Below are 23,936 nucleotides of genomic sequence, written 5' to 3'. Positions count from 1 at the left end.
TTTCTATTAAGTCCAAATAAGTATTTTGAAAAGTGGAATTTACCAAACTTGTCAAGGAAACATGTAAGCTATATAATAGTATGAGAAAATAAGCAGGTTTAATTTAACTATCCTTATTTTATGTAAATTAAAGTATGAGAGGAAGTAAATAATGGGAAAAACATTAGTTTTGGCGGAAAAGCCAAGTGTAGGTAGAGAGATAGCTAGAGTATTAAAATGTAATAAAAACTCTAGAAGTTATATAGAAAGTAATAAATATGTTGTTACTTGGGCATTAGGACACTTAGTGACTCTTGCTGATCCAGAAGTATATGATAATAAGTATAAAAAATGGGAAATGGAGACGCTTCCAATGCTTCCAAAATACATGAAACTTTGTGTTATAGGTAAAACTTCAAAACAATTTAATGAAGTTAAAAAGCTTATGAACAGAAATGATATAGATGAAATTGTTATAGCTACAGATGCTGGAAGAGAAGGGGAACTAGTAGCTAGGTGGATAATAGAAAAGGCAAGAGTTAATAAGCCAATTAAGAGACTTTGGATATCTTCCCAAACTGATAAAGCCATAATAGATGGTTTTAATAATTTAAAACCAGGCAAAGATTATGAAAATCTATATAAATCAGCTGTATGCAGATCAGAGGCAGACTGGTTAGTTGGTCTTAATGTAACAAGAGCATTGACCTGTAAATATAATGCTCAGCTTTCTGCAGGAAGAGTTCAAACACCAACTCTTGCATTAATAGTAGAAAGAGAAGAGGAAATTAAAAACTTCAAACCACGAGATTATTATAATATAGTTGCTAAGACTAAGGGAATTCAATTTAATTGGCAAGATAAAAAAGGACAAATGGCTACATTTAACGAAGATTTTGCAAATAATATCTTAGCTAAGGTTAGTGGGGAAATTGGTAATGTTACGGAAGTTATAGAGAAGGATAAAAAGCAATATGCTCCAGCTCTTTATGACTTAACAGAACTTCAAAGAGATGCTAATAGAATATTTGGATACTCTGCAAAGGAAACTCTTTCTATAATGCAAAGATTATATGAGAACCATAAAGTACTAACCTACCCAAGAACTGATTCAAGATATATATCAAAAGATATAGTAGCGACTATACCTCAAAGATTAAAGAGTATATCTATAGGAATTTACAGTAAATTTGCAGAAGAAATACTAAGAGGAAAAATCGTAGCACATAAAGGATTTGTAGATGATAGTAAGGTTTCAGACCATCATGCTATAATTCCAACAGAAGAAAGGGTTAAATTATCAAATCTAAGTGGTGATGAAAGAAAAATATATGATTTAGTTATAAAGAGATTTTTAAGTGTAATGCTTCCACCTTTTGAATACATCCAAACAACTATTAAAGTAGAAGTTAATGGAGAAGTCTTTATAGCAAAGGGAAAAAATATAAAACATAATGGATGGAAAGCTGTATATAATAAAGAAGATTTAAACGAAGATAATAATGATGGAGATGGGCTTAAAGAGCAGGTTTTGCCTCAAATTATTAAAGGAGATGCTATAAAATTTAACTTAGTTAATATAAATAAAGGTCAAACAAAACCGCCAGCTAGATTTAACGAAGGAACATTATTATCTGCAATGGAAAATCCTCAAAAATATATAAAATTAAATAAAGAATATGCAAAGACTTTAGGGGAAACTGGTGGACTTGGTACAGTAGCTACAAGAGCAGATATAATAGAAAAGTTATATAATTCTTTTTATATAGAGAAAAAGGGTAAAGAGATAATACCTACATCAAAAGGAAAACAAATTATAGATTTAGTGCCACAGGACTTAAAATCTCCTATATTAACAGCGGAATGGGAGAAAAAATTAGAATTAATAAGTAAAGGTAAAATTAGTGGTAAAGAATTCATAAACAACATGAGAAATTACTCAACAAAACTTGTACAGGATGTAAAAAATAGTAATGAAAAATATATACACAATAATTTGACAGGTACAAAATGCCCTAATTGTGAAAAGTATATGCTTGAAGTTAATGGGAAACGAGGTAAAATACTTGTATGCCAAGATAGAGAATGTGGATACAGAGAAAATATTAGTAGATTCACTAATGTAAGATGTCCTGAGTGCCATAAAAAACTTGAATTAAGGGGAGAAGGGGAAGGACAAATTTATGTGTGTTCAAAATGTACATTTAGAGAAAAACTTTCATCCTTTAATAAGAGATTTAAAGAAAAAGGAAATAATGCAGATAAAAGAGAAGTATCAAGATATATGAAAAAGATGAAAGAACAGGATAAAGAACCTATGAATTCAGCCCTTGCAGATGCATTAGCAAAACTAAACTTAAAATAATAAAATATAATTTACTACAGTAAAGAGTAAAAGTGACCAAGGAATTCAAAAAATAATGAACTTCTTAGTCACTTTTACGAAATATTATAAAAATTTAATAAATATCATTGTGAAATTTTAAAGTATTGGGATAATTACAATAGATAAGCTATGATTTATAATGTGTGAGATAGTTTGTTTTCTGAACGAGACATTACTTCTTCCATGATATCTATATATCTTTGAGATACTTCAGGACAGGCTGTTAAGAGGGTATCTATAATATAGTCGATATTACTATCATCTATTTTTTTAGCACATATATCTTCATATACAGTCTGTTGGCTAGTTAAGGAATTAAAAATAGTATCTACAACTGGGCATTGCATTATGGTATCATTTTCTATGCAGCTTTCAGCAAAATATAAGTCACCATTAATTACAATAAATCGACCATAGGAAAACTCTTTTTCACTTTTTGTTGAACTTTTTTTTGGGGTGTTTGGACAATCATATTTCGTGTGTTCTACATGTTTTATATCAAGTATGTTTTCCACTTCTTTTCTCGTTAAAACAGTTCTTATTTCTAATTCTAATAATCTTTCTTTAATTTTTTCAGAAAAGTTTTCACCAAGATCAGCAATAAATCTCTTCATTGTTATTGTTTTTTTCATTTTAAAATTTTTTCTTGCCATAAAATTCTCCTTTATATATTTTATTCCCTTTAAATTAAGGTAAGTAAAAACCACCTTTAAAAGGTGGTATTATTTTCTAGTCTACAAATTATAAAATTATAATTTTATTACATTAGACGCTTGAAGACCTTTAGGTCCTTGTTCTACTTCGAATTGAACCTTTTCACCTTCTTCAAGATTTTTTCTTGGGCTATCTGATTGTATTGCTGTGAAGTGTACAAATACATCATCTTCTCCTTCAACTTCAATAAATCCAAATCCTTTTTCTGAATTAAACCATTTTACTGTTCCGTTTTTCATTAATTGACCTCCTATTGTCAAAAACACTTTAGAGTGTTTAATTTAGTTTATATTAGTATTATACCACAATAATTTAAAATTAACAAAAATCTTGTAAAATAAATTAAAAAATTAAATATTTCCATTTAATCATCACAAATATAGGCTATTGAAAATAATATAGTATAAGGATAATAGGTAAATGTATTTTGCCCAAGTAGCGCATTGGGAGGTGGTATGTGAATATGTCGAATATAGTAGAAGCTAAGAATGTAAATATGAGTTTTTATACACTAGAAGGAGAACTGGAAGTTATTAAGGATTTAAGTTTTTCAGTAGAAGAAGGGAAAATCTTAGCCCTTTTAGGGCCTTCAGGTTGTGGTAAATCCACGCTTTTAAATATTTTAAGTAATCTTTTAAAACCAACATCTGGTTATGTTAATATCGACGGTAAAATTGGGTACATGTTCCAAAGGGATCATTTATTAGAATGGAGGACAATATTGGATAATATAACTATTGCCCTTGAAATACAGAATAAACTCAATGATCGAGCTATAGAAAAAATAAATGATCTATTAAAAACTTATGGCCTTTGGGAATTTAGAAATAGATATCCAAAAGAATTATCTGGAGGAATGAGGCAAAGGGTTGCACTAATAAGAACTCTTTCGGTTGATCCAGATATTTTACTTTTAGATGAAGCTTTTTCAGCTTTAGATTATCAAACTAGACTTTTAGTAAGTGATGATATTCATAGAATTATAAAAAAAGAAAATAAAACAACTATATTGGTAACCCATGATATATCAGAAGCTATATCTATGGCAGATTATGTTGCAGTCCTATCTAAAAGACCTTCAAGCATAAAAAACATACATGATATTAACCTTACAGTTAATGGAGAAAAGACACCTTTATCTGCTCGTAAGGCACCAGAATTTAAAGATTATTTTGATCTTTTATGGAAGGAGTTAGATATATATGAAAAGTAATGATTTAACTCCCTATGAACAATTTTTAAGAAATAAAAAGAGGGAAAAAAGAAAAATACTATTTTGGCAAATATTTATTCTTATAATATTCCTACTTCAATGGGAGATACTAGCGAAAAATAAAATAATTGATGTTTTTTTATTTAGCAAACCTTCAGATATACATTGTCTTTTCAAAGAATATGTAAAAAACGGTGAACTTTTTAGACATATAGGTATATCTCTTTGGGAAACTATCTTAGGATTTACTATAGGTACTATTTTGGGAATTTTAATAGCTATATTACTTTGGTGGTTTGAAACTGCATCTAAAATTTTAGATCCATTTTTAGTTGTTTTAAATGCATTACCTAAAACTGCCCTAGCACCTATTTTAATAGTTTGGGCCGGTGCTGGTGTTAAAGGAATAGTTGTTATAGCTATAACGTTGTCTATAGTCACTACAATCTTATCTGCATATAACTACTTTATGAACGCAGACGAAGAAAAAATTAAGATGTTAAAGAGTTTTGGAGCAACTAAAGGACAAATATTAACTAAACTTATATTACCCTCAAATGTTGGAAATATCATTAATATTATAAAAATAAACATAGGTTTATCCTGGGTAGGAGTTATAGTAGGGGAGTTCTTAGTATCTAGATATGGTATTGGATATTTAATAGTATACGGTGGACAAGTGTTTAAATTAGATTTAGTTATGATGGGAGTTGCTGTATTAGCAGTTTGTGCTTTAGTTATGTATCAAATTGTAAATGCAATAGAAAAAAGATATAAAGAAGGGTGAAATCATGAGGAAAATTAAAAAAATATTATTAATATTAATTTGTATTACAATGACTACATTAATGTTTACTGGATGTTCTAAAGAGGATGAAAAAACTAAATTAAAAGTTGCAGAGGTTACTCATTCAGTTTTTTATGCACCGCAATATGTAGCACTTAATGAAGGATTTTTTGAAGAAGAGGGACTAGATGTAGAACTTATAGCAGCCCAAGGAGCAGATAAGACTATGGCAGCCCTTATTTCAGGAGAAGTACAAATAGGGTTTATGGGACCCGAAGCATCAATATATGTTCATAATCAACAAAGTAAGGATTATGCCATAAACTTTGCCCAAGTTACTAAAAGAGATGGAAGTTTCCTAGTTGGAAGGGAAAAAGAAGAGGATTTTAAATTTGAAAACTTAAAGGGAAAAGAAGTAATTGGTGGAAGAAAAGGCGGAATGCCTGAAATGACTTTAGAATATGTTATAAAGAATAACGGATTAAATATAGGGAAAAATACTAATAAGGGAGAAGTAAATGTAAGAACAGATATACAATTTAATGTAATGAGTGGAGCCTTTGTTGCAGGAGAAGGAGACTATGTAGCCTTATTTGAACCCGTTGCAACAGCTTTAGAAAAAGATAATAAAGCACACATAGTGGCATCCATAGGCGAAGAATCTGGTGAAATTCCATATACAGCTTATTGTGCAACAAATACCTATATAAATAAAAATCCAGAGATAATTCAAAAATTCACTAATGCTATATATAAAGGACAATTATATATACAAAATAAAAGTTCAGAAGAAATAGCGAAATCTATAGAACCATTTTTTGCAGATATAAAAATGGAAGATTTAATAGTGGTAGTTGATAGATATAAATCCATAGATGCTTGGTGTGAAAATCCTATATTAAAAGAAGACAGTTTAAATAGATTAATGGATGTAATGGAATTAGCAAAAGAGCTTGATAAAAAAGCACCTTATGATAAAATAGTTACCACAAAATTTGCAGAAGAAGCTATAAAAAATATTAAATAATAAAAAATCCTCCCAGGGTTTCTTGGGGGGATTTATTTTGAAAAGTTTTACTTTTACATATTGTATATAGTAAAATTAGATGTATAATTATTTGAAAAAGAAAGGGGAATTTAAAGATGTTGAATTTTAATTATTCTATACCTACTAAAATATTCTTTGGTAAAGGTCAAATAGAGATTCTAGGTAAAGAGATAAAGAAATATGGAAATAAAGTATTGATAGTTTATGGTGGAGGAAGTATAAAGAAAAATGGTGTATATGATGAAATAGTTAACATATTTAAAGATAATAATATAAATTTTTGGGAATTATCTGGTGTAGAGCCTAATCCAAGAATAACCACTGTTAGAAAAGGTATTAAAGTGTGTAAAGAAAATGATATAGATTTTATATTAGCAGTAGGTGGAGGAAGCAGTATAGATTGTTCAAAGGTGATAGCAGCAGGTTATTATTATAAAGGAGATCCATGGGATATTGTGTTAAATTCTAGCAAAATAGAAAATGCAATCCCTTTAGGAACTATTTTAACTCTGTCTGCCACAGGGTCAGAAATGAATGCAGGAGCAGTTATAACTAATTTAGAAACTAATGAGAAATTAGGAACACATCATCCATCTATGGCACCTAAATTTTCTATATTAGATCCTTCTTATACTTTTACCGTTCCAGCAAAACATACAGCAGCAGGTATTGCAGATATAATGAGTCATACTTTTGAAAACTACTTTAGCAAAACAAAAGAAGCTTATCTTCAAAATAGAATGGCTGAATCCATACTTAAAACCTGTATAGAATATGGAAAAGTAGCTATGGAAGAACCAGAAAATTATGAAGCAAGAGCTAACTTAATGTGGGCTTCTAGTCTTGCTATAAATGGCATACTAAGTTATGGAAAGGAAACAAAATGGAGCGTGCATCCAATAGAACATGAATTAAGTGCTTTTTACGATATTACTCATGGAATAGGGCTTGCAATCTTAACCCCTTATTGGATGGAATATGTTTTAGATGATAGTACATTAGACAATTTTGTAGAATATGGAATAAATGTTTGGAATATTAATGATAAAGAAGATAAATATAATATAGCTAATAAATCCATAGAAAAAACTAGAGAATATTTTACTTCTTTAGGAATCCCATCAACGTTAAAAGAAGTTGGAATAGAGGAAGAAAAATTAGCTGAAATGGCAAAGGCTGCTACAAGAAGAGGTGATGTAGGAGGTTTTAGACCACTTAAAGAAGAAGATGTTTTAAAAATATATAAATTAGCTTTCTAAGAATATTCACAACTATTCACTGTTAGCTATTAGCTAAATAAAGGATGTGTTTATATGAATATTGCATTAATAGCAGGAACCCCATTTGATACCCAAATGGGCATGAATTTTCTAAAAACAAAGGGTTATGATTCAAGGGCTTATCCTATTTCGAAAACTCCAAATGAACAATCAAAGCTTCAAATTTTGTATCCAGATAGATTAAGAGAGATGGTTATAGAAAAAATTAAAGAAATAAAAAGAGAGAAAATAAAAAACATATATATTCATTGCAATTCTTTAAGTGGCGCAGTTGATATGGATAAACTTAAAGAAGAATATGAAATAAATATAATAACACCTTTACAAATATATAGAGAAATGGCAAATCAATTTGATACAATCGGAGTGTTGGCAGCAAATAACCAAAGCACTTTTGGAATAGAAAGAACTATTCAAGAGGTAAACCCTAAAGCCTATGTAATAGGTATAGGTATCTTACCTTTAGTAAATGCCATTGAGAAAAGTTTACCAGTAAAAGACATTGTAGAAGATTTTGCATTAGAAAAGACAATAGAATTTTTTATAAAAAACAACTGTGAAGCTATTATTTTAGGATGTACTCATTTTCCTTATTTGTATAAAGAGTTACAAGCCAAAAGTTTTATAAAAATTATAGATCCAGCTATGGAAATGATTAAAAAATTAATTTAAAACAAAAAACAACTGGTTTTTAAAATCAGTTGTTTTTATTTTTAAATTGTAACATTTGTTACCGATTAAATTAGATTAAATTAGTATAATTTAAAACATAGAAGAGAGAAAATAAAATTAATTTTATATATAAGGAGGAAAAAATAATGAGTATGTTTTGTTATCAATGCCAAGAAGCAGCAGGATGTAAAGGCTGTACAGTAAGAGGAGTATGTGGAAAGACAGAAGATGTAGCAAAATCACAAGATTTATTAATATATATATTAAAAGGAATTTCAGTATATGGAGTAAAAGGAAGAGAAGTTGGAGTTATCAACAAAGAAGTGGATAACTTTATGGTAGAGGGTCTATTTGCTACTATAACAAACGCTAACTTTGACAGAGAAGTATTTATAGAAAGAATTAAAAGAGGATTACAATTAAGACAAGAATTAAAAGAACAAGTTATAAAAGCAGGAGGAAATGTAGAAAATTCTCATGCAAATAAAAACTGGTTAGATAAAATGTTATCTTTTGTTGGATTGAAAAAAGAAGAAGAAACTAAACTTCCAGATGCAGCCACATGGTTCGCTGATAATGTAGAAGAATTTAATGCTAAGGCTGAAAAAGTAGGAGTATTAGCAACAAAAGATGAAGACATAAGATCTTTAAGAGAACTTATAACTTATGGAATAAAAGGACTAGCAGCTTATGTAGAGCACGCTCATAATTTAAATTTCGATAATGAAGAAATACATGGATTTATGCATAAAGCATTAGCTGCAACTTTAGATGATACATTAACAGTAGATGATTTAGTAGCTTTAACTTTAGAAACAGGTAAATATGGTGTAGAAGGAATGGCATTACTTGATAAAGCTAATACACAAACTTATGGAAATCCAGAAATAACTAAAGTTAATATAGGAGTTAGAAATAATCCAGGTATATTAATAAGTGGACATGATCTAAGAGATTTAGAACAACTATTAGAACAAACAAAAGGAACAGGAGTAGATGTTTATACTCATAGTGAAATGTTACCAGCACATTACTATCCAGCATTTAAAAAGTATTCACACTTTGCAGGAAACTATGGAAATGCTTGGTGGAAACAAACAGAAGAATTCGAGAAATTTAATGGACCAATCCTTATGACAACAAACTGTTTAGTACCGCCAAAGGATTCATATAAAGATAGAGTTTATACTACAGGGGTAGTTGGGTTCCCAGGACTAAAGCATATAGATGCTGATGAAAAGGGAGAAAAAGACTTCTCAAGCATAATTGAACATGCCAAAAAATGTGCAGCACCAACAGAAATTGAAAAAGGAGAAATAGTAGGTGGATTTGCACATAACCAAGTATTCCAATTAGCAGACAAAGTAGTAGAAGCAGTAAAAACTGGAGCAATAAAGAGATTCTTTGTTATGGCTGGTTGTGACGGAAGAGCTAAATCAAGAAACTACTATACAGAATTTGCTCAAAAGCTTCCAAAGGATACAGTAATATTAACAGCAGGTTGTGCTAAATACAAATATAATAAATTGAACTTAGGAGATATTGGAGGAATTCCAAGAGTGCTAGATGCAGGACAATGTAACGATTCTTATTCATTAGCACTAATAGCATTAAAATTAAAAGAAGTATTTGAATTAGAAGATATAAATGAATTACCAATATCCTATAATATAGCTTGGTATGAGCAAAAAGCTGTAATAGTATTACTTGCATTATTACACTTAGGAGTAAAAAATATTCACCTAGGACCAACATTACCAGCATTCCTATCCCCAAATGTAGCTAATGTTTTAGTAGAAAACTTTGGAATAGGTGGAATAACAAACGTAGAAGATGACATGAAAATGTTCTTAGGATAATTTATATATAATTTAAAAGCAGACTATTTTATAACTTTTTATAAAATAGTTTGCTTTTTCTTGCTTTTAATTAAAATGAACTTATTTGCTTAAATACTGTAAGAAATTCTATAATATAAATGAGTATAAAGTATCTAAATTATAGATTAAAAGTGAGGTATTGTTATGGAACATAAAATAATTGTTATTGAAGATGAGTTTTCGATAAATGATATATTAACTTTTGCATTAAAAGAAGAGGGATATAGAGTGAAAAGTACTTTCTCTTCTCAAGAGGCGAGAAAAATAATGAAAGAATTTAGACCTAATTTAGTATTATTAGATATAAATTTACCAGATGAAAGTGGCTTTGAACTTTGTAAATTCATAACATGTAAATATAAAATACCTATTCTTATGATTACTGCAAGAAATGATTTAGTTGACAAAGTATTAGGTTTAGAATTAGGAGCAGATGATTATATAACTAAACCTTTTCATATAAAAGAAGTAATGACAAGAGTAAGAGTTGCATTAAGAAGGGTTAAAAAATATAGTGTTGTAAAAGAAAATAAAGAATTTATAGAACTGAATGATGAAGTAAAAATAAATTTAGAAAGTAGGGAAGTTTTTAAAAATAATAGGGAGATAAAATTAAAACCTAAAGAATATGATTTACTTGTATTTCTAGCACAAAATAGAAACATAGTTTTTTCAAGGGAAACTATATTGGATAGGGTTTGGGAATTAGAGTATGATGGGGAAATAAGAACTGTTGATATACATGTTAGAAGACTTAGAGCTAAACTTGACTCTAATAATGGACAATCTATTATAGAAACAGTATTTGGCGTAGGCTATGTAATGAGGTGATGCATTGAAAAATAGTATAAAATTCAAATTTTTATTAGGATTACTAATTATATATTGTATATCAGCAATAGGGTTAAATATTCTAATTAGATTGGTGTTTAAATCAAATATAGAAAATATTATTAAAAGCTCAACTCAAGATATTATCAGAAATTCTAAAGAACACATAGAGTATAAATTTACTATGTTAGATTTACCTTTAAATGAAAACAGTTTAATAATTGAATCTAATAGTATATTAGATTATTTCTCAAAAGAATATAATGCAGATGGAGAAATAAGAAGAAAAAATGGAGAAGTTATATATAGAAATATAGAGGAAAGATTTAAAACTATTGCTAATGAAAGTGTTAAACCAGCCTTAAATGGAAAAGTAGTAGCAAAACTTAATAACATAAATAATGAGCTTTATGTTATATTTTCTTATCCTCTGTATTATGAAAATGAACATATTGGAATTATAACTATAATAAAAGATTATAATCAATTGTATAACTATAATAAAAATGCAATAAATTTAATTACCTTTATAGAAATTATAATTTTTATAATAATTTTTATAGCATCTTATATTTTTACTACGAAAATAACGACTCCTATAACAAATTTAACTAAGGCAGTAAATAAAGTTTCTAAAGGAGATTATAACATTGATTTTGAAGTAAAAAGTAATAATGAAATAGGGGTATTATCAAAAGAATTTATGAATATGAAAAATAAGATAAAAAATCAAATAGATAATATAAATGCAGAAAAGGAAAAGGTAATAAAGTTAGAAAAATCAAGAAGGGAATTTTTTAACAATGTAACCCATGAATTAAAAACTCCATTAACGGCTATTTCAGGATATGCTCAAATATTATCAGATGAAAATGTAAAGGATGAAGATTTTAAAATAAGAGCTTATAATAGAATATATATGGAAAGTGAAAGACTTCATGGATTAGTTTTAGATTTAATAGATGTTTCTAAAGGATTGTCTAGTGTAGAGGAAACCAGAGAAGTTATAGATATGAAAAAACTTGTAATAGAAATTTCGGAAGATATGAGTATTAAGGCTAATAAGTATAATTTGAATTTAATAAGTAACATAAATGAGGGATTTATATATGGTCAAAGCAATAAAATAAGGCAACTTATAATAAATGTCTTAGATAATGCAATAAAGTACTCTTGGAGAAGAGAAAAGATTTTTTTAAAGTCATTTAATGAAAATAATTTTTATATATTAGAGGTTTACAATAAAGGAAATAAGATTCCAGTGAATATCTATAAAAATATTTTTAATCCATTTATAAAGTCTAAAGTATCTGTGGATAGTAATAGTAGAGGTCTAGGATTATATATATGTAGTGAAATAGTAAGAGAACATAATGGAGATATAAAAATAGAAAATGGAGAACGAATTAAAGTAACAATAAAGATACCTTGTCTTGGAAACAATTTGGAAATAACTTAACTAATAACAGAAACAATTAAATGATATAGTGATTACAATACAATCCAAGGAGGTAGGAATTATGAATATAAAAAGTTACAAAAAGTTTATTATTATTTCTATGGGTATTTTTGTAATTTTAATTTTATCAGCATGTAATAATTCTAAAAATGATATAATAATAAGTGATAACATTAAAGAAGAATTTAAAAAACAAGATAAAGATAATTTAAGCATATCAAAAATTAACAATTCAAATTTAGGATATGTAAACATTGGACCTTATTGTTGGAAGGATGATGAAAATTTTGTTGGAATGCACTCCCATGACAATTATGAAATAAATGATATATATAATGTAAATGTAAAAACATCTAAAGCAACTAAAGTGGATACACTTGAAGATGTAACAATATTTACTTATATGAACTATGAAGTCAAAAATAATAAACTTATATATTCAAAAAATAATAAATTATGGATTTATGATTTAATAAATAATAAATCTAAAGAAATATGGGACTTAACAGAAGTTCAAGATGAAATGAGTAAATATGGTGCTAATATAAGTTTTGTAAAGGGTAGTGATAAATATATAAGTATTGTAACTATAAAAAAATATGGTAAAGAAGAATTTAAAAATATAAGAATGTTAGATATTAATACAGGTAAAGTTGTTAAAAGTAATGATATGAAAATACCTCTATTTAAGTCATTTATGTATAGCAAAGAAAAAGATGCCTTTTATGTAAGCAAAGGTGAAAATATATATGAATATATATATGAATATAATCTTAGTAATCCTAATGAAATAAAAAAGATAGAGAATACCCAAAAAGACTACATGTATGATTGTATGGAAATATCTGATGATGGAAAGTATATTTATTCTATAGTTTATGATAAAAAGACAAATAAAAGGCATAGAAAAAGTAAAATTGTAAAATATGATATTTTGAAAAATAAATTTACTACAATTTCAGATGAAAATAGTGGATATCTTTTTTTAGAATTTAATCCTAAAACTAATATCATAATTTATACTTATGTAGATAATGAGCATAAAAAGGCATATACGTGTATTGGAAGAGTTAAAGGGAATAAGATAGAAAATACTAAAAGAGTACCTCTTGAAGATATAGGAGAAGTAAAGTGGAATACAGCATTAACAATGATGAATGAAAAAAGTACTAGATTTACTTATATGGTTCCATATCAAAAAATTAATGATAAGAATGATACTTTACGTTTATTATTAAATGCTTATGAAATTAAAAAATAAAGGAGATATTAACATGGGAATTTTTGATGGATTAATGGGAAATGCCTCAGAAGTGAACTCAGAACAAGTAAAAAAAGAATACGCACATATTTTAGCTCCAAATGAAAAAATAGAAAAGTCATATAAGCTCATAAGAGATATGTTTATATTTACTAATAAAAGATTAATATTAGTGGATAAACAGGGTGTAACAGGTAAAAAAACAGAATATCACTCAATTCCTTATAGAGCAATAACTCATTTTAGCATAGAAACAGTTGGACATTTTGATTTAGATGCAGAGTTAAAGATATGGATTTCAGGTAGTTCCACACCAGTAGAAAAACAATTTAATAAAAGTTTAAATATATATGAATTGCAAAGTGTACTAGCTGAATATGTATTAGGATAAATCTAACCTGATCAAAAATAGGCTATCTAAAATAATATTGTTTAGATAGCCTATTTTTTATTAAGTTTTTACTACATTTTAGTATAATTATATAATTTTGATAGACAATAATATGTAAGTAACAAAAAAGGGGAAATGAAAATGAATGAAGGTTTAGTAGTAGTCATCAGATCTATTATAGGATTTTTTTCTCTTCTTATTTTTGCTAGAGTTCTAGGAAAGCAACAAGTAAGTCAACTTACATTTTTCGAATATGTACTAGGTATTACAATTGGTTCTACCGCTAGTACATTAAGTACGGATTTATCAACTAGAGCATGGCCACATTGGGTTGCGCTAATAAGTTGGGCAATACTTGGTTACATAATGCAGCTTATAACATTGAAACAGAGAACAATGGCAAAATATATAGATGGCGAACCCACAATTGTAATTGTTAATGGTAAAATAATGGAAGAAGCATTGAAAACCATGAAGTATAGAGCAGCAGATATTTTACAACTTCTTAGAAACAAAGATATATTTGATTTAAAACAGGTTAAATTTGCAATAATAGAGCCAAATGGTCAAATTTCTGTTCTTAAAAAGGAAGAATATTTACCTGTAACGCCTCAGGATATGAATATATCACCTTCTCCATCAGATATAAGTATAGAAGTAATTTATGATGGTTTAATTATAGAAGAACATTTAAAATGGTTTAAAAAAGATAAAAAGTGGTTAAAGAAAGAATTGAAAAAACGAAATATAAATGATCCATCAGAAGTATTTTTAGCTACTATGGATAATACGGGAAATTTCTATGCAGATAAATATAATGACTTAATGAAAAAAGAAAATGTAACTAAGGATGGTACCTATAAAGGACCGCTATAATAGTAAGAAAGGTGATATTATGAGTGATAAAATGAAAAAAAATTTAGCTAAAGGTATCCCTATTATTACATTAGTCATTTTTATATTAGTTATGCTTAGTGGTAATTATTTAAAAAGACCTATGGGAAAAGATGATGATGTAGTGGGATTTATAGAAATAGTTATAGAAGATGTAAATGATGAAAATTGGGAAGTAGCAGATAAAAATAGAGAAAAGTTAGAAGATGCTTGGAATAAAATTGTAAAGAGAATACAATTTAGTTCTGAAAGATCTGAAATGAACGAATTAGATGCAAGCTTAGCTCGTCTTAAGGGAGCCATTATGGCTAAAGATAAGGGTTTAGCCCTAGCTGAATTAAATGTAGCCTATGAACATTGGAAAAGTCTAGGGCGATAAGAAAAATATAAATAAGAAGTAGCTTTAAGAGAATTAAATTAATTAAGAAAAGCAAAGGTGTTTAAAAAATAAATTTTTAAACACCTTTGCTTTTCTTAAATTATAAATAAGATCAGAGTATATTTGGGTCAATATTATTTGGTTCATCTTTATAATAATTTAATTTTCTAATAGCAGGACCATCCATAATATCTCCCTTATAGGTGAACCTTGAAGCATGGCAAGGACAGTCCCAAGATTTTTCTGCATCATTCCATTTAAGTTCACAACCTAAATGCGTACAGGTTATATCAACTATATGTAAAACACCATCATTATCTCTATAGGCACCATATTTATCTCCTGCAATTTCAATAACTTTTCCTTCCCCATTATTAACTTCTATATTATCAGGTATAGTACTGAGTTTACCTTTTACAAGCTCTTTAGCTACATCAAAGTTTTCTACAAAGAAGTTTTTAAGGGCATTAGAAGAATTAACTCTGGAAGGGCTAAATACATCCTGCCAAGGACTTTCCTTATGTAAGATAAGGTCTTTTAATAAAATGCCAGAAACAGTACCGCTAGTCATACCCCATTTACCAAATCCTGTAGCAACATAAATATTTTCTATAGAAGAAGTTAAATTGCCAATGTAGGGAACAGAATCAAGGGTTATATAGTCTTGAGTTGCCCATCTATATAAAAATTTATCTACAGTAAAGTTATTTTCAGCAAATAGTTTTAAATTATTATAATGCTGTATTGTATTGTTATCATGACCTGTCTTATGTCCTTCGCCGCCTACAAGTATTAATTTATCCCCATTACAAACTTGGCTTCTAAGAGAACGACCAGGTTCTTCCACATTTATAAACATACCCCTTGGGAAATCTTCATTTATTTTTGTTCCGAGGACATAAGATATGTCACCATAAAGCCTTGTAAAATATAAGCCTAATCCATCATAACAGGGATAGTGAGTAGCTATAATGACATTAGAAGCCATAACTTTATTGCCATCTTCAGTTATAATACTACAAGGGTTTCCTTTTTCTATATCTACTATTCGTGTATTTTCAAATACATAGCTTCCATCACCGGGTATTTTATCAACTAAAGGCAAAAGATATTTTCGAGGATGAAATTCTGCTTGATTTTCAAAACAAAGAGCTGATTTTATTTTAAATGGAAGGGGGATTTCATCTAAAAGTTTTGAGTTAATGCCTAATTTTGAAGTGATTTCCGCTTCTTTTTCAATTTCATTTATATATTGAGATTCCATAGTATAGGCATAAGCAGGAAGAGTACGAAAGTCACAATTTATATTATACTCACTAATAGTATCTTTTATAAATTTTATAGCATATTCGTTAGCATCTGCATATTGCTGAGCCTTTTCAAGTCCCATATTTGTAACTATTTTATGATATATTAAGTCATGTTGAGATGTTATTTTAGCAGTAGTATACCCAGAGGTTCCATTAGCAACTTTATAACCTTCTACAATAGCAACTTTAACTCCTTCATTTTTCAAAAGAAAAGCGGAAGTAATGCCAGCTATTCCTCCGCCTATAATTGCTACATCTACTTCTATATCCTCCTTTAAAGATGGATAATTTGTTTCTGGTGTAGATTCAATCCAGTAAGATATTGAATTATCAGGTAACTTGTTTTCACTATTCATAATCTTTCTCCTTACTAGTTAATTTAAATATAGTTTTAGTAGATCATAAAAAAATATTCATGTAGTGAAAATGATACCTCAAATTATATTAGGATTTAATCTTTTTTCTTTTTATTATGAGTATACCCTACCACTTTGTAGTCCTTTGAAAGTTCTTTAATAAATTCATCATACCAGGGGCATTTAGATCTTATACAGGAAGAAAGGTGTATATATTCTACTCCGATTTTCTTCATTTTTTTAGCTCTTGATAAAACTTCCTCTATAGATTGCTCACCACAGCCATTACAATGAACAAAACTTATGAGTTCTTTATCTTCATCAGAATAATCTTCAAAAGCACCTGTATTATTATTAAAAGCTTTAAAACATCCAGAGCCTGAGCAACGTTTTGAAACCTCATAACAGTTTATAATACCAATTTTTTTCATATTGTCCTCCTTATATTGTTTAAAACTTAATAAATATTCAAAATGTATATGATTACACAAATTTTATAATACCACATATATTAGTTTAATTCTGTGATTTTCCTCACTAAAAGAAATTAATATTTTAAGTTTGTAAAAAATATAGGAAACGTGGTATATTAATAAATGTTATATTCTTAGAATATATATTTATTTCACAAAGCCTAGGTTTAAAAAATTAAAAAAATAAGACCATGAAGGGAGGACAGTCTAAGCTTTGCTAGGCTTTCATTAGACAAAAAAAGAATATGAAAAATACAATATCTACAGCAGAAATGATGGAGAAAGAGAGTATATCAAAGGTGCTTTTAAAATTATCAGTACCTGCCATAATAGCTATGTTAATTAATGCTATTTATAACATTGTAGATACCATGTTTGTTGGTATGTTAGATAATACCAGTGCTATTGCCGCCGTATCTATAGTCTACCCATTATTTATGTTCATTGGAGCTATAGGGGTTATGTTTGGGGCAGGAGGTGCTTCTTATTTATCAAGACTGTTGGGAGAAAAGAAAAAAGAGGAAGCAGATAAAACCCTAACATCTACTATAATAATGGGATGTATATTCAGTTTGATTTTTACGGTAATTGCCACAGTATTTTTAGATGAATTTTTATTGATGTATGGAGCAACAGAAACCATAATGCCCTATGCTAAAGAATACGGATATGTAATAGTATTGGGTTCTATTTTTACTATTGGAACAGCTATTATGAGCAACACTATTAGAGCAGAGGGGAATTCAAGGTATAGTATGATAGCTACTTGTGTAGGGGCTGTTGTAAATATAATATTAGATCCCATACTGATGTTTAACTTTAATATGGGTATAAAAGGTGCTGCCATTGCTACGGTTATAGCTCAATTAACATCCTTTATTTTTCTTTTAAGATATTATTATTCAAATAGAAATTATATAAATTTTAAAATTAATCTTTTTAAACCAACATTTAATATGTTTTTTGAAATACTTAAGATAGGTATTCCTATTTTTGTAACTCAAGTATTGGCAAGTTTTGCTCTAGGATTTATGAACTTAGGAGCAAAACCTTATGGTGATGCAGCAGTAGCTGCAATGGGTATAGTATTTAGAGTTATGTCTATAGGATTTTATATAGTGTTTGGAATAGGACAAGGATTTCAGCCAGTTGCAGGATACAATTATGGAGCTAAAAACTTTACTAGGTTAGAGGAATCTATAAAAATATCCATTAGATGGAGTACAATAGCTGCTATAATAACATCTCTTTTATTTATAATTTTTGCAAAAGAATGTATGCTTATATTTACAAGAGATAGAGAAGTTATAGATATAGGTATAAAAGCATTTAGAGCAGCAAGTTTATTATTTCCACTCTTTGGGTATGTAAATACTTATGCAGTGCTATTTCAAGCTTTAGGAAAGGCAGTAGGAGCTTTTATATTATCTATTTCTAGACAGGGAATATTCTATATTCCTTTAATGTATGTACTGCCAAAATTTATGGGGTTAAATGGTGTAATGTTTTGTCAAACAGCAGCGGATGGACTAGCTTTTTTAGAAACTATAATAATGGCCATTTGGCTAAAGAAGCAATTTAAGAAAGAAGTATCTCAAGAATCTACATTAGGTGATGTAAAAGAGATTTCATAGGTTAAAATCATAAAAATAAGATATACTATAAGGTATAAAATCTAAAGTATATGGGAGAGAAGAAATATGGATTATACATTAATTGCAACTGCCACTTTTGGATTAGAAAAAGTAGTAGCAGATGAGCTAAGAGAATTAGGTTATGAGGATTTAATTATAGAGAACGGTAAAGTAACCTTTCAAGGAAGTGAAATGGATATAGTCACTTGTAACATGTGGCTTAGAACAGCAGATAGAGTTCTTATAAAAATGGCAGAATTCAAAGCAGAAAGCTTTGAAGAATTATTTCAAGGTACATTAAAAGTAGAATGGGGAGACATTATTCCAGAAACAGGTTTTATGCACGTAACAGGAAAGTCTGTAAAATCAAAACTCTTTAGTGTACCAGACTGTCAATCAATAACTAAAAAGGCAGTAGTTGAAAGCATGAAAAGGAAATATAATAAGGAAATGTTTTCAGAGGACGGAGCTACTTATAAAATAGAAGTGGCTATTTTAAAGGACATAGTAACTCTAACTTTAGATACTACAGGACCAGGACTTCATAAAAGAGGATATAGGGAATTTGCAGGGGAAGCTCCATTAAAGGAAACTTTGGCAGCAGCTTTAGTGCTTTTAAGCAAATGGGAACCTTCTAGAATATTAGCAGATCCTTTCTGTGGATCAGGAACTATCCCCATAGAAGCTGCTATGATAGGAAAAAATATAGCACCAGGGCTTAATAGAAATTTTGTATCAGAAGATTGGGATATAATACCTAAAAACTTATGGCAAGATATGAGAAAATATGCTAGAAACTCAATTAACGATAAAGAATTTAGAATATTAGCGTCAGATATAAATGGAAGAGTATTAAAAACAGCCAGAGATAATGCCGAAAAAGCTGGAGTAGCAGATTATATAGCCTTTCAAAGGATGGATATGAAAGAATTTAGAAATAAAAAAAGATATGGATTTATAATAACAAATCCACCCTATGGAGAAAGAATAGGAAACGCTAAAGAAGTAGAAAATTTATATGAAGATATGGGAAGAACATTTCAAGAGCTAAAGGATTGGTCCTATTTTGTAATTACTTCCTATGAAGATTTTGAGAACTGTTTTGGTGAAAAATCAGATAAGAATAGAAAACTGTATAATGGAAGAATAAAATGTTACTATTATCAATACTTTGGGGCAGAACCTGAAAAAAATCCTTGGGAAAAATAAATATATTAATTTAAAAATAGGCTAACTAAAAAGGTTAGTCTGTTTTTATATGTAATATTTTATTGAAATTAATAAAAGTATAATTTTTGTTAAATTTTTTATTGATTTTACCATTTCTATGTTGAATATGGTAAACTTATATTGAAAATAAATATATTAGCATATGTTGGTAAGATTAGGAGGAAGTTTATGGAACTGCGAATGTTTCACTTCATTGATAAGTCTCTTGCACATTTAAGAGACTTAGAGGAAGATTTAGAAAATGTATGTAAAGAAATAGAGGTGTATTTTGAGGAAACACTAGAAGGGGAAAATGGAGGGTTTTTAAATGTAAATTCAAGAGTTAAATCCCCTAAAAGTCTTAAAGAAAAGATAATAAGAAATAATTACTATAAAAAATATGAATCTTCAGAAGAGTTATTTGAAAATCTTTCTGATCTAATAGGTATAAGAATTGAATGTAGATTCATTGAAGATGAAAATAATATCTATGAAAAAATTAAAAAGAATTTTCATGAAAAAGATGAGGATGGTTATTATTATAATAAAATAAATGAGAATATAAAATTGGAATTAACAGGAGAGCAACCTCAACAACAAAGAAATGGATTTGAGATATTTAGAATAGATGGTTTTTATGAATATGGAGAAAGAAAATTTAATTTTGAACTTCAGATAAAATCTCTAGTTAATATATTTTGGGGAGAAATAGAACATAAAGTTATATATAAAAATAATAATTATATGTTAGAAGACAGTTTTTTTAGAAACATAATGGGTTCTATTAAAAAGAATTTATCTATGATAGATAATCAACTATTACTTATTTATAAACAGGTTAATCAACTTAATACTATAGATCCTACCATTAGAAAATCACAGCTAGAGATGATGATGGCTAAAATAATCTATGATATCTTTTCTACAAAAATGAGAAATCATATGGGGTTAATTGTAGATTTTAGAAGATCCTGTGATGTTATAATGAAGTACATATTTAGAACAAATAATGCGGAAAATTTAGAGGATTATAATCAAACTTTATTAAAGACCTTATCTAGATTAAATGAAATAGGTAAGAATGAAATGGATTTTACTAAGAAAATAGAATTTGAGAGGCATATTTGTATAGAAGACGAGTTTTGTGGAATCATTGGAAATGTTATGTTAAATTCCATAAATGATGATTTCCAATGGAATTTATTCTTTAAAATGCTTTTTGAAATAGAATTAGGTAATAATGCAGAGGATTTCGAAGATTTTATAGCATATTTTAAAGGAAGATTTTACAATAATAAAAGCTTTGCAAAACTACACTTTTTATTTGAAGAAGATCAAGTTGAAAACATAGTAAATTCTATAATGAAGGAACTTGCTAATTGTTTTGTAGAAATCGATTCTATAAGTTTTATATATGAAGAAAACATAGAAAACATAAATGGAGTAATAGATAATATAATCAAAATAATATTTGCTAATGTAAATAGTTTTGAAGAATGGGAAAAGAGTAAAGATATTTACTTAGATTTCTTTAGATTTAAAGTTTTCTCTGTGTTTGATTATAAAGTAGGTGTAGAAAATGTAAAAGGATTTATAGAAAGAGTGAAAAATTCATCAGGAAGAATTCAAGTAAGTGAAGGAATATTAAAATACATAGACAAGCTAGAATTATTATCGGAAATAACAGCAAGGGATGCACTGCAACTAATAAAATTAAGCAATATAAACGAAAATTCTCTAATAAAATGATAAAAAGAGACAGGCTTTTCATGTTTTAAAGTCTGTCTCTTTTGAATTAATCTACCTTATACCATCCTCTTGAATGCATTGCATTAAATAAGGTTTCAGCGTGTTCTTGTTCTTCTTTTTGAATATGTTGAAGTTGTTGTCTTATATTAGGATCCATAGATTCTAATACAGAAGTATTATAAGTACTTGAAACATGTTTTTCAGTGGCTAAAGCATCATCAAGTAGTTGAGCATCTGTAATACCAAGACTACTTTGAATGTTAGATTGGTCGCCAGTAGGACTAGTATAACTTTCAAAAATATTTTGAGGAGTTATATTGCTGCCAGCAAGCATACCTTTAAGAGTATCTGCATGTTCATGTTCCTTATTTGCTAAGTCTGTAAACATTTGCTTCAATTGTGGGTCAGCTGCTATAGATGCATATTGCTCATATTTTCTTATACATAAGTATTCAGCATTTAGATTATCTTCAATATATGCTTTCTCTTTATTTGTAAGAGCCATAAATAAAAAACCCCTTTCTACAATATAGATATTTATCTGAGTTACAAATAGTATTCCTCTAAAAGCAAATTATATTATATATAAAAATTTTTTTATATAATTGATAAATCATACTTTAAATGGTAGTATAAATATATTAAGAAAATTTAAAAAATGAAATTTTATAATTCATCATAGGAGGTAAGAAATGATAAAAGAAGAAAGATTATTAAATAAGTTTTTAGAATATGTTCAAATAGACAGTGAAAGTCTAAATGAAAAAGAAATGATGGAAACTCTTATAAAAGATATGAAAGAATTGGGTATGGAAGTTTCTACAGATAACACTGGAGAAAAAGTAGGATCCAATGGAACCAATGTTTATGGATACTTAAAAGGTGATTTAGATATAGAACCAATATTATTTAGCTGCCATATGGATACAGTAACTCCAGGGATAGGTATAAAACCAGTTATTAAAGATGGAGTTATATATAGTAGTGGAGACACAATATTAGGTGGAGATGATAAATCAGGAATAGTTTCAATACTTGAAGCTATAAGAACAATGAAAGAAAACAATATATCCCATGGTCCTATAGAAGTAGTATTTACTGTTTGTGAAGAAATCGGTTTAAAGGGATCTAAAAATGCTGATTATTCAAGAATAAAATCTAGACAAGCATTTATATTAGATAGTGGTGGAGATGTTGGAAAAGTAATAATAAAAGCACCAGCTCAGGCTAAAATAAATGTTAAAGTAAACGGAAAAGCAGCCCATGCAGGGGTAGCACCAGAAGAAGGTATAAGTGCAATACAAGTAGCAGCAGAAGCTATTAGCAATATGAAACTTCTTAGGATAGATGAAGAAACTACAGCAAACGTAGGTATCATCGAAGGTGGTAAAGCAACTAACATAGTTTGTCCAGAAGTAAAAATAATGGCAGAAGCTAGAAGTTTAAATAAGGATAAATTACAGAAACAAACAGAACATATGTTAGAATGTTTTAATAAAGCAGCAGAAAAATTTGGAGTAACTATAGATATAGATGTAATTCATAGCTATGATCCTGTTAATTTAGATGTAGAAGATGAAATAGTTAGAACAGTTAAAAAAGCTTGTGATAAAATAGGAGTAACCTTTGAACCAGCAGCCTCTGGTGGAGGAAGTGATGCCAATGTATTTAATGGAAATGGCATAAAATCAGTAAACTTAGCTACTGGTATGTCAAAGGTTCATACTACAGAAGAATTTATAACTGTAGAAAATCTAAATAATACTGCAAAATTAGTATATGAAATTATGTTAAGAAAATAATAATTTTTAGTAAATATTCTTTAGTGAATAGAGAATAACTAATAAAGAAATTTCTTTAAGAAATTTACAAGGCTAATAAAAACCCTTATGTGTTAACACATAGGGGTTTTTCCAACTAATTTCTACATAGACTATTTTAGCTATTAACTAAGAAAAGTGTGCTGCAATTTTCCATAAATATCCGTTTACATTTATAATACTATTGAATATAATAAATACTATGCAATTT

The 23,936-nt window shown here is 28.3% G+C and carries 22 protein-coding genes; 17 read left to right on the top strand and 5 right to left on the bottom strand.

Translation table 11 applies throughout. The features are described 5' to 3' along the window. The first annotated feature begins 151 nt into the window (after nucleotides 1-151). Complete coding sequence (locus B5D21_RS09850) at nucleotides 152-2,344, top strand: DNA topoisomerase III (RefSeq protein ID WP_011098708.1); 2,193 nt, start codon at nucleotides 152-154, stop codon at nucleotides 2,342-2,344. Nucleotides 2,345-2,499: 155 nt separating this feature from the next. Here B5D21_RS09850 and B5D21_RS09845 read toward each other — a convergent pair whose 3' ends face one another. After that, on the bottom strand, nucleotides 2,500-3,018 hold the full coding sequence (locus tag B5D21_RS09845; protein ID WP_035111044.1) for a hypothetical protein: 519 nt from the start codon (nucleotides 3,016-3,018) through the stop codon (nucleotides 2,500-2,502). 96 nt (nucleotides 3,019-3,114) lie between these two features. Further along, on the bottom strand, nucleotides 3,115-3,318 hold the full coding sequence (locus B5D21_RS09840; RefSeq protein WP_023437243.1) for a cold-shock protein: 204 nt from the start codon (nucleotides 3,316-3,318) through the stop codon (nucleotides 3,115-3,117). 224 nt (nucleotides 3,319-3,542) lie between these two features. Between B5D21_RS09840 and B5D21_RS09835 the strand changes: the two genes are divergently transcribed. The 12 genes from B5D21_RS09835 (at nucleotide 3,543) to B5D21_RS09780 (ending at nucleotide 15,174) form a co-directional block, all read left to right on the top strand. After that, a complete protein-coding gene (locus tag B5D21_RS09835) occupies nucleotides 3,543-4,292 on the top strand; it encodes an ABC transporter ATP-binding protein (RefSeq protein ID WP_035111198.1) in 750 nt (249 codons plus the stop codon). Then, entirely contained in the window at nucleotides 4,282-5,079 is a 798-nt protein-coding gene (locus B5D21_RS09830; RefSeq protein WP_011098711.1) for an ABC transporter permease, read from the top strand. The genes B5D21_RS09835 and B5D21_RS09830 overlap by 11 nt, the downstream gene beginning before the upstream one ends. Nucleotides 5,080-5,083: 4 nt before the next feature. Continuing rightward, nucleotides 5,084-6,106, top strand: a complete 1,023-nt coding sequence (locus tag B5D21_RS09825; protein ID WP_011098712.1) for an ABC transporter substrate-binding protein — start codon at nucleotides 5,084-5,086, stop codon at nucleotides 6,104-6,106. A gap of 116 nt (nucleotides 6,107-6,222) precedes the next feature. Further along, a complete protein-coding gene (locus tag B5D21_RS09820) occupies nucleotides 6,223-7,386 on the top strand; it encodes an iron-containing alcohol dehydrogenase (RefSeq protein ID WP_011098713.1) in 1,164 nt (387 codons plus the stop codon). Nucleotides 7,387-7,440: 54 nt separating this feature from the next. After that, entirely contained in the window at nucleotides 7,441-8,079 is a 639-nt protein-coding gene (locus tag B5D21_RS09815) for an aspartate/glutamate racemase family protein (RefSeq protein WP_011098714.1), read from the top strand. Nucleotides 8,080-8,225: 146 nt separating this feature from the next. Next, complete coding sequence (gene hcp / locus B5D21_RS09810) at nucleotides 8,226-9,938, top strand: hydroxylamine reductase (protein WP_035111049.1); 1,713 nt, start codon at nucleotides 8,226-8,228, stop codon at nucleotides 9,936-9,938. 165 nt (nucleotides 9,939-10,103) lie between these two features. Then, complete coding sequence (locus B5D21_RS09805; protein ID WP_011098716.1) at nucleotides 10,104-10,790, top strand: response regulator transcription factor; 687 nt, start codon at nucleotides 10,104-10,106, stop codon at nucleotides 10,788-10,790. A gap of 4 nt (nucleotides 10,791-10,794) precedes the next feature. Continuing rightward, nucleotides 10,795-12,249, top strand: coding sequence for a HAMP domain-containing sensor histidine kinase (locus B5D21_RS09800; RefSeq protein ID WP_011098717.1), 1,455 nt, complete (start codon nucleotides 10,795-10,797; stop codon nucleotides 12,247-12,249). 61 nt (nucleotides 12,250-12,310) lie between these two features. Then, nucleotides 12,311-13,510 carry a hypothetical protein gene (locus tag B5D21_RS09795; RefSeq protein ID WP_035124508.1) on the top strand — a complete coding sequence of 400 codons (1,200 nt, stop codon included), beginning with the start codon at nucleotides 12,311-12,313 and terminating at the stop codon, nucleotides 13,508-13,510. A 13-nt stretch (nucleotides 13,511-13,523) separates the two neighbouring features. Next, nucleotides 13,524-13,901 (top strand): PH domain-containing protein, encoded by a 378-nt coding sequence (locus B5D21_RS09790; protein WP_023437254.1) that lies wholly within the window; start codon nucleotides 13,524-13,526, stop codon nucleotides 13,899-13,901. A gap of 141 nt (nucleotides 13,902-14,042) precedes the next feature. Continuing rightward, nucleotides 14,043-14,777 carry a DUF421 domain-containing protein gene (locus B5D21_RS09785; protein WP_035111051.1) on the top strand — a complete coding sequence of 245 codons (735 nt, stop codon included), beginning with the start codon at nucleotides 14,043-14,045 and terminating at the stop codon, nucleotides 14,775-14,777. 31 nt (nucleotides 14,778-14,808) lie between these two features. Continuing rightward, nucleotides 14,809-15,174, top strand: a complete 366-nt coding sequence (locus tag B5D21_RS09780; protein WP_035111202.1) for a DUF4363 family protein — start codon at nucleotides 14,809-14,811, stop codon at nucleotides 15,172-15,174. Nucleotides 15,175-15,286: 112 nt separating this feature from the next. Here the strand turns inward: B5D21_RS09780 and B5D21_RS09775 are convergent, their stop codons facing one another. Both B5D21_RS09775 and B5D21_RS09770 read right to left on the bottom strand, forming a co-directional pair. Beyond that, complete coding sequence (locus B5D21_RS09775; protein ID WP_011098722.1) at nucleotides 15,287-16,840, bottom strand: FAD-dependent oxidoreductase; 1,554 nt, start codon at nucleotides 16,838-16,840, stop codon at nucleotides 15,287-15,289. A 95-nt stretch (nucleotides 16,841-16,935) separates the two neighbouring features. Then, complete coding sequence (locus tag B5D21_RS09770; protein WP_023437258.1) at nucleotides 16,936-17,271, bottom strand: CGGC domain-containing protein; 336 nt, start codon at nucleotides 17,269-17,271, stop codon at nucleotides 16,936-16,938. A gap of 287 nt (nucleotides 17,272-17,558) precedes the next feature. Between B5D21_RS09770 and B5D21_RS09765 the strand changes: the two genes are divergently transcribed. The 3 genes from B5D21_RS09765 (at nucleotide 17,559) to B5D21_RS09755 (ending at nucleotide 21,905) form a co-directional block, all read left to right on the top strand. Continuing rightward, nucleotides 17,559-18,947 carry an MATE family efflux transporter gene (locus B5D21_RS09765; RefSeq protein WP_011098724.1) on the top strand — a complete coding sequence of 463 codons (1,389 nt, stop codon included), beginning with the start codon at nucleotides 17,559-17,561 and terminating at the stop codon, nucleotides 18,945-18,947. Between the two features lie 66 nt (nucleotides 18,948-19,013). Next, the gene (locus B5D21_RS09760) at nucleotides 19,014-20,156 is read left to right on the top strand and encodes a THUMP domain-containing class I SAM-dependent RNA methyltransferase (protein ID WP_011098725.1); all 1,143 of its coding nucleotides are present in this window, start codon (nucleotides 19,014-19,016) and stop codon (nucleotides 20,154-20,156) included. Nucleotides 20,157-20,345: 189 nt separating this feature from the next. Continuing rightward, on the top strand, nucleotides 20,346-21,905 hold the full coding sequence (locus tag B5D21_RS09755; protein ID WP_052040427.1) for a GTP pyrophosphokinase: 1,560 nt from the start codon (nucleotides 20,346-20,348) through the stop codon (nucleotides 21,903-21,905). Between the two features lie 46 nt (nucleotides 21,906-21,951). Here B5D21_RS09755 and B5D21_RS09750 read toward each other — a convergent pair whose 3' ends face one another. Then, nucleotides 21,952-22,410, bottom strand: coding sequence for a spore coat protein (locus B5D21_RS09750; RefSeq protein ID WP_011098727.1), 459 nt, complete (start codon nucleotides 22,408-22,410; stop codon nucleotides 21,952-21,954). 187 nt (nucleotides 22,411-22,597) lie between these two features. Here B5D21_RS09750 and B5D21_RS09745 point away from each other — a divergent pair, with 187 nt between their 5' ends. Then, nucleotides 22,598-23,707, top strand: a complete 1,110-nt coding sequence (locus tag B5D21_RS09745) for a M20/M25/M40 family metallo-hydrolase (RefSeq protein ID WP_011098728.1) — start codon at nucleotides 22,598-22,600, stop codon at nucleotides 23,705-23,707. The last annotated feature ends 229 nt before the right edge of the window (nucleotides 23,708-23,936 follow it).

This window comes from Clostridium tetani (assembly GCF_900167265.1).
GTDB lineage: Bacteria > Bacillota > Clostridia > Clostridiales > Clostridiaceae > Clostridium_G > Clostridium_G tetani.
Note: the sequence above shows the minus strand (reverse complement) of the source record. Positions and strands in the feature narration are given on the sequence as shown.

What these genes read in the sequence shown, in the direction of transcription:
- hcp (WP_035111049.1), top strand. Translation starts at nt 8,226, where the DNA reads ATGAGTATGTTTTGTTATCAATGCCAAGAAGCAGCAGGATGTAAAGGC.
- B5D21_RS09765 (WP_011098724.1), top strand. Translation starts at nt 17,559, where the DNA reads ATGAAAAATACAATATCTACAGCAGAAATGATGGAGAAAGAGAGTATA.
- B5D21_RS09835 (WP_035111198.1), top strand. Translation starts at nt 3,543, where the DNA reads ATGTCGAATATAGTAGAAGCTAAGAATGTAAATATGAGTTTTTATACA.
- B5D21_RS09745 (WP_011098728.1), top strand. Translation starts at nt 22,598, where the DNA reads ATGATAAAAGAAGAAAGATTATTAAATAAGTTTTTAGAATATGTTCAA.
- B5D21_RS09785 (WP_035111051.1), top strand. Translation starts at nt 14,043, where the DNA reads ATGAATGAAGGTTTAGTAGTAGTCATCAGATCTATTATAGGATTTTTT.
- B5D21_RS09795 (WP_035124508.1), top strand. Translation starts at nt 12,311, where the DNA reads ATGAATATAAAAAGTTACAAAAAGTTTATTATTATTTCTATGGGTATT.
- B5D21_RS09815 (WP_011098714.1), top strand. Translation starts at nt 7,441, where the DNA reads ATGAATATTGCATTAATAGCAGGAACCCCATTTGATACCCAAATGGGC.
- B5D21_RS09780 (WP_035111202.1), top strand. Translation starts at nt 14,809, where the DNA reads ATGAAAAAAAATTTAGCTAAAGGTATCCCTATTATTACATTAGTCATT.
- B5D21_RS09760 (WP_011098725.1), top strand. Translation starts at nt 19,014, where the DNA reads ATGGATTATACATTAATTGCAACTGCCACTTTTGGATTAGAAAAAGTA.
- B5D21_RS09770 (WP_023437258.1), bottom strand. Translation starts at nt 17,271, where the DNA reads ATGAAAAAAATTGGTATTATAAACTGTTATGAGGTTTCAAAACGTTGC.
- B5D21_RS09820 (WP_011098713.1), top strand. Translation starts at nt 6,223, where the DNA reads ATGTTGAATTTTAATTATTCTATACCTACTAAAATATTCTTTGGTAAA.
- B5D21_RS09755 (WP_052040427.1), top strand. Translation starts at nt 20,346, where the DNA reads ATGGAACTGCGAATGTTTCACTTCATTGATAAGTCTCTTGCACATTTA.
- B5D21_RS09825 (WP_011098712.1), top strand. Translation starts at nt 5,084, where the DNA reads ATGAGGAAAATTAAAAAAATATTATTAATATTAATTTGTATTACAATG.
- B5D21_RS09775 (WP_011098722.1), bottom strand. Translation starts at nt 16,840, where the DNA reads ATGAATAGTGAAAACAAGTTACCTGATAATTCAATATCTTACTGGATT.
- B5D21_RS09805 (WP_011098716.1), top strand. Translation starts at nt 10,104, where the DNA reads ATGGAACATAAAATAATTGTTATTGAAGATGAGTTTTCGATAAATGAT.
- B5D21_RS09840 (WP_023437243.1), bottom strand. Translation starts at nt 3,318, where the DNA reads ATGAAAAACGGAACAGTAAAATGGTTTAATTCAGAAAAAGGATTTGGA.
- B5D21_RS09845 (WP_035111044.1), bottom strand. Translation starts at nt 3,018, where the DNA reads ATGGCAAGAAAAAATTTTAAAATGAAAAAAACAATAACAATGAAGAGA.
- B5D21_RS09830 (WP_011098711.1), top strand. Translation starts at nt 4,282, where the DNA reads ATGAAAAGTAATGATTTAACTCCCTATGAACAATTTTTAAGAAATAAA.
- B5D21_RS09850 (WP_011098708.1), top strand. Translation starts at nt 152, where the DNA reads ATGGGAAAAACATTAGTTTTGGCGGAAAAGCCAAGTGTAGGTAGAGAG.
- B5D21_RS09750 (WP_011098727.1), bottom strand. Translation starts at nt 22,410, where the DNA reads ATGGCTCTTACAAATAAAGAGAAAGCATATATTGAAGATAATCTAAAT.
- B5D21_RS09790 (WP_023437254.1), top strand. Translation starts at nt 13,524, where the DNA reads ATGGGAATTTTTGATGGATTAATGGGAAATGCCTCAGAAGTGAACTCA.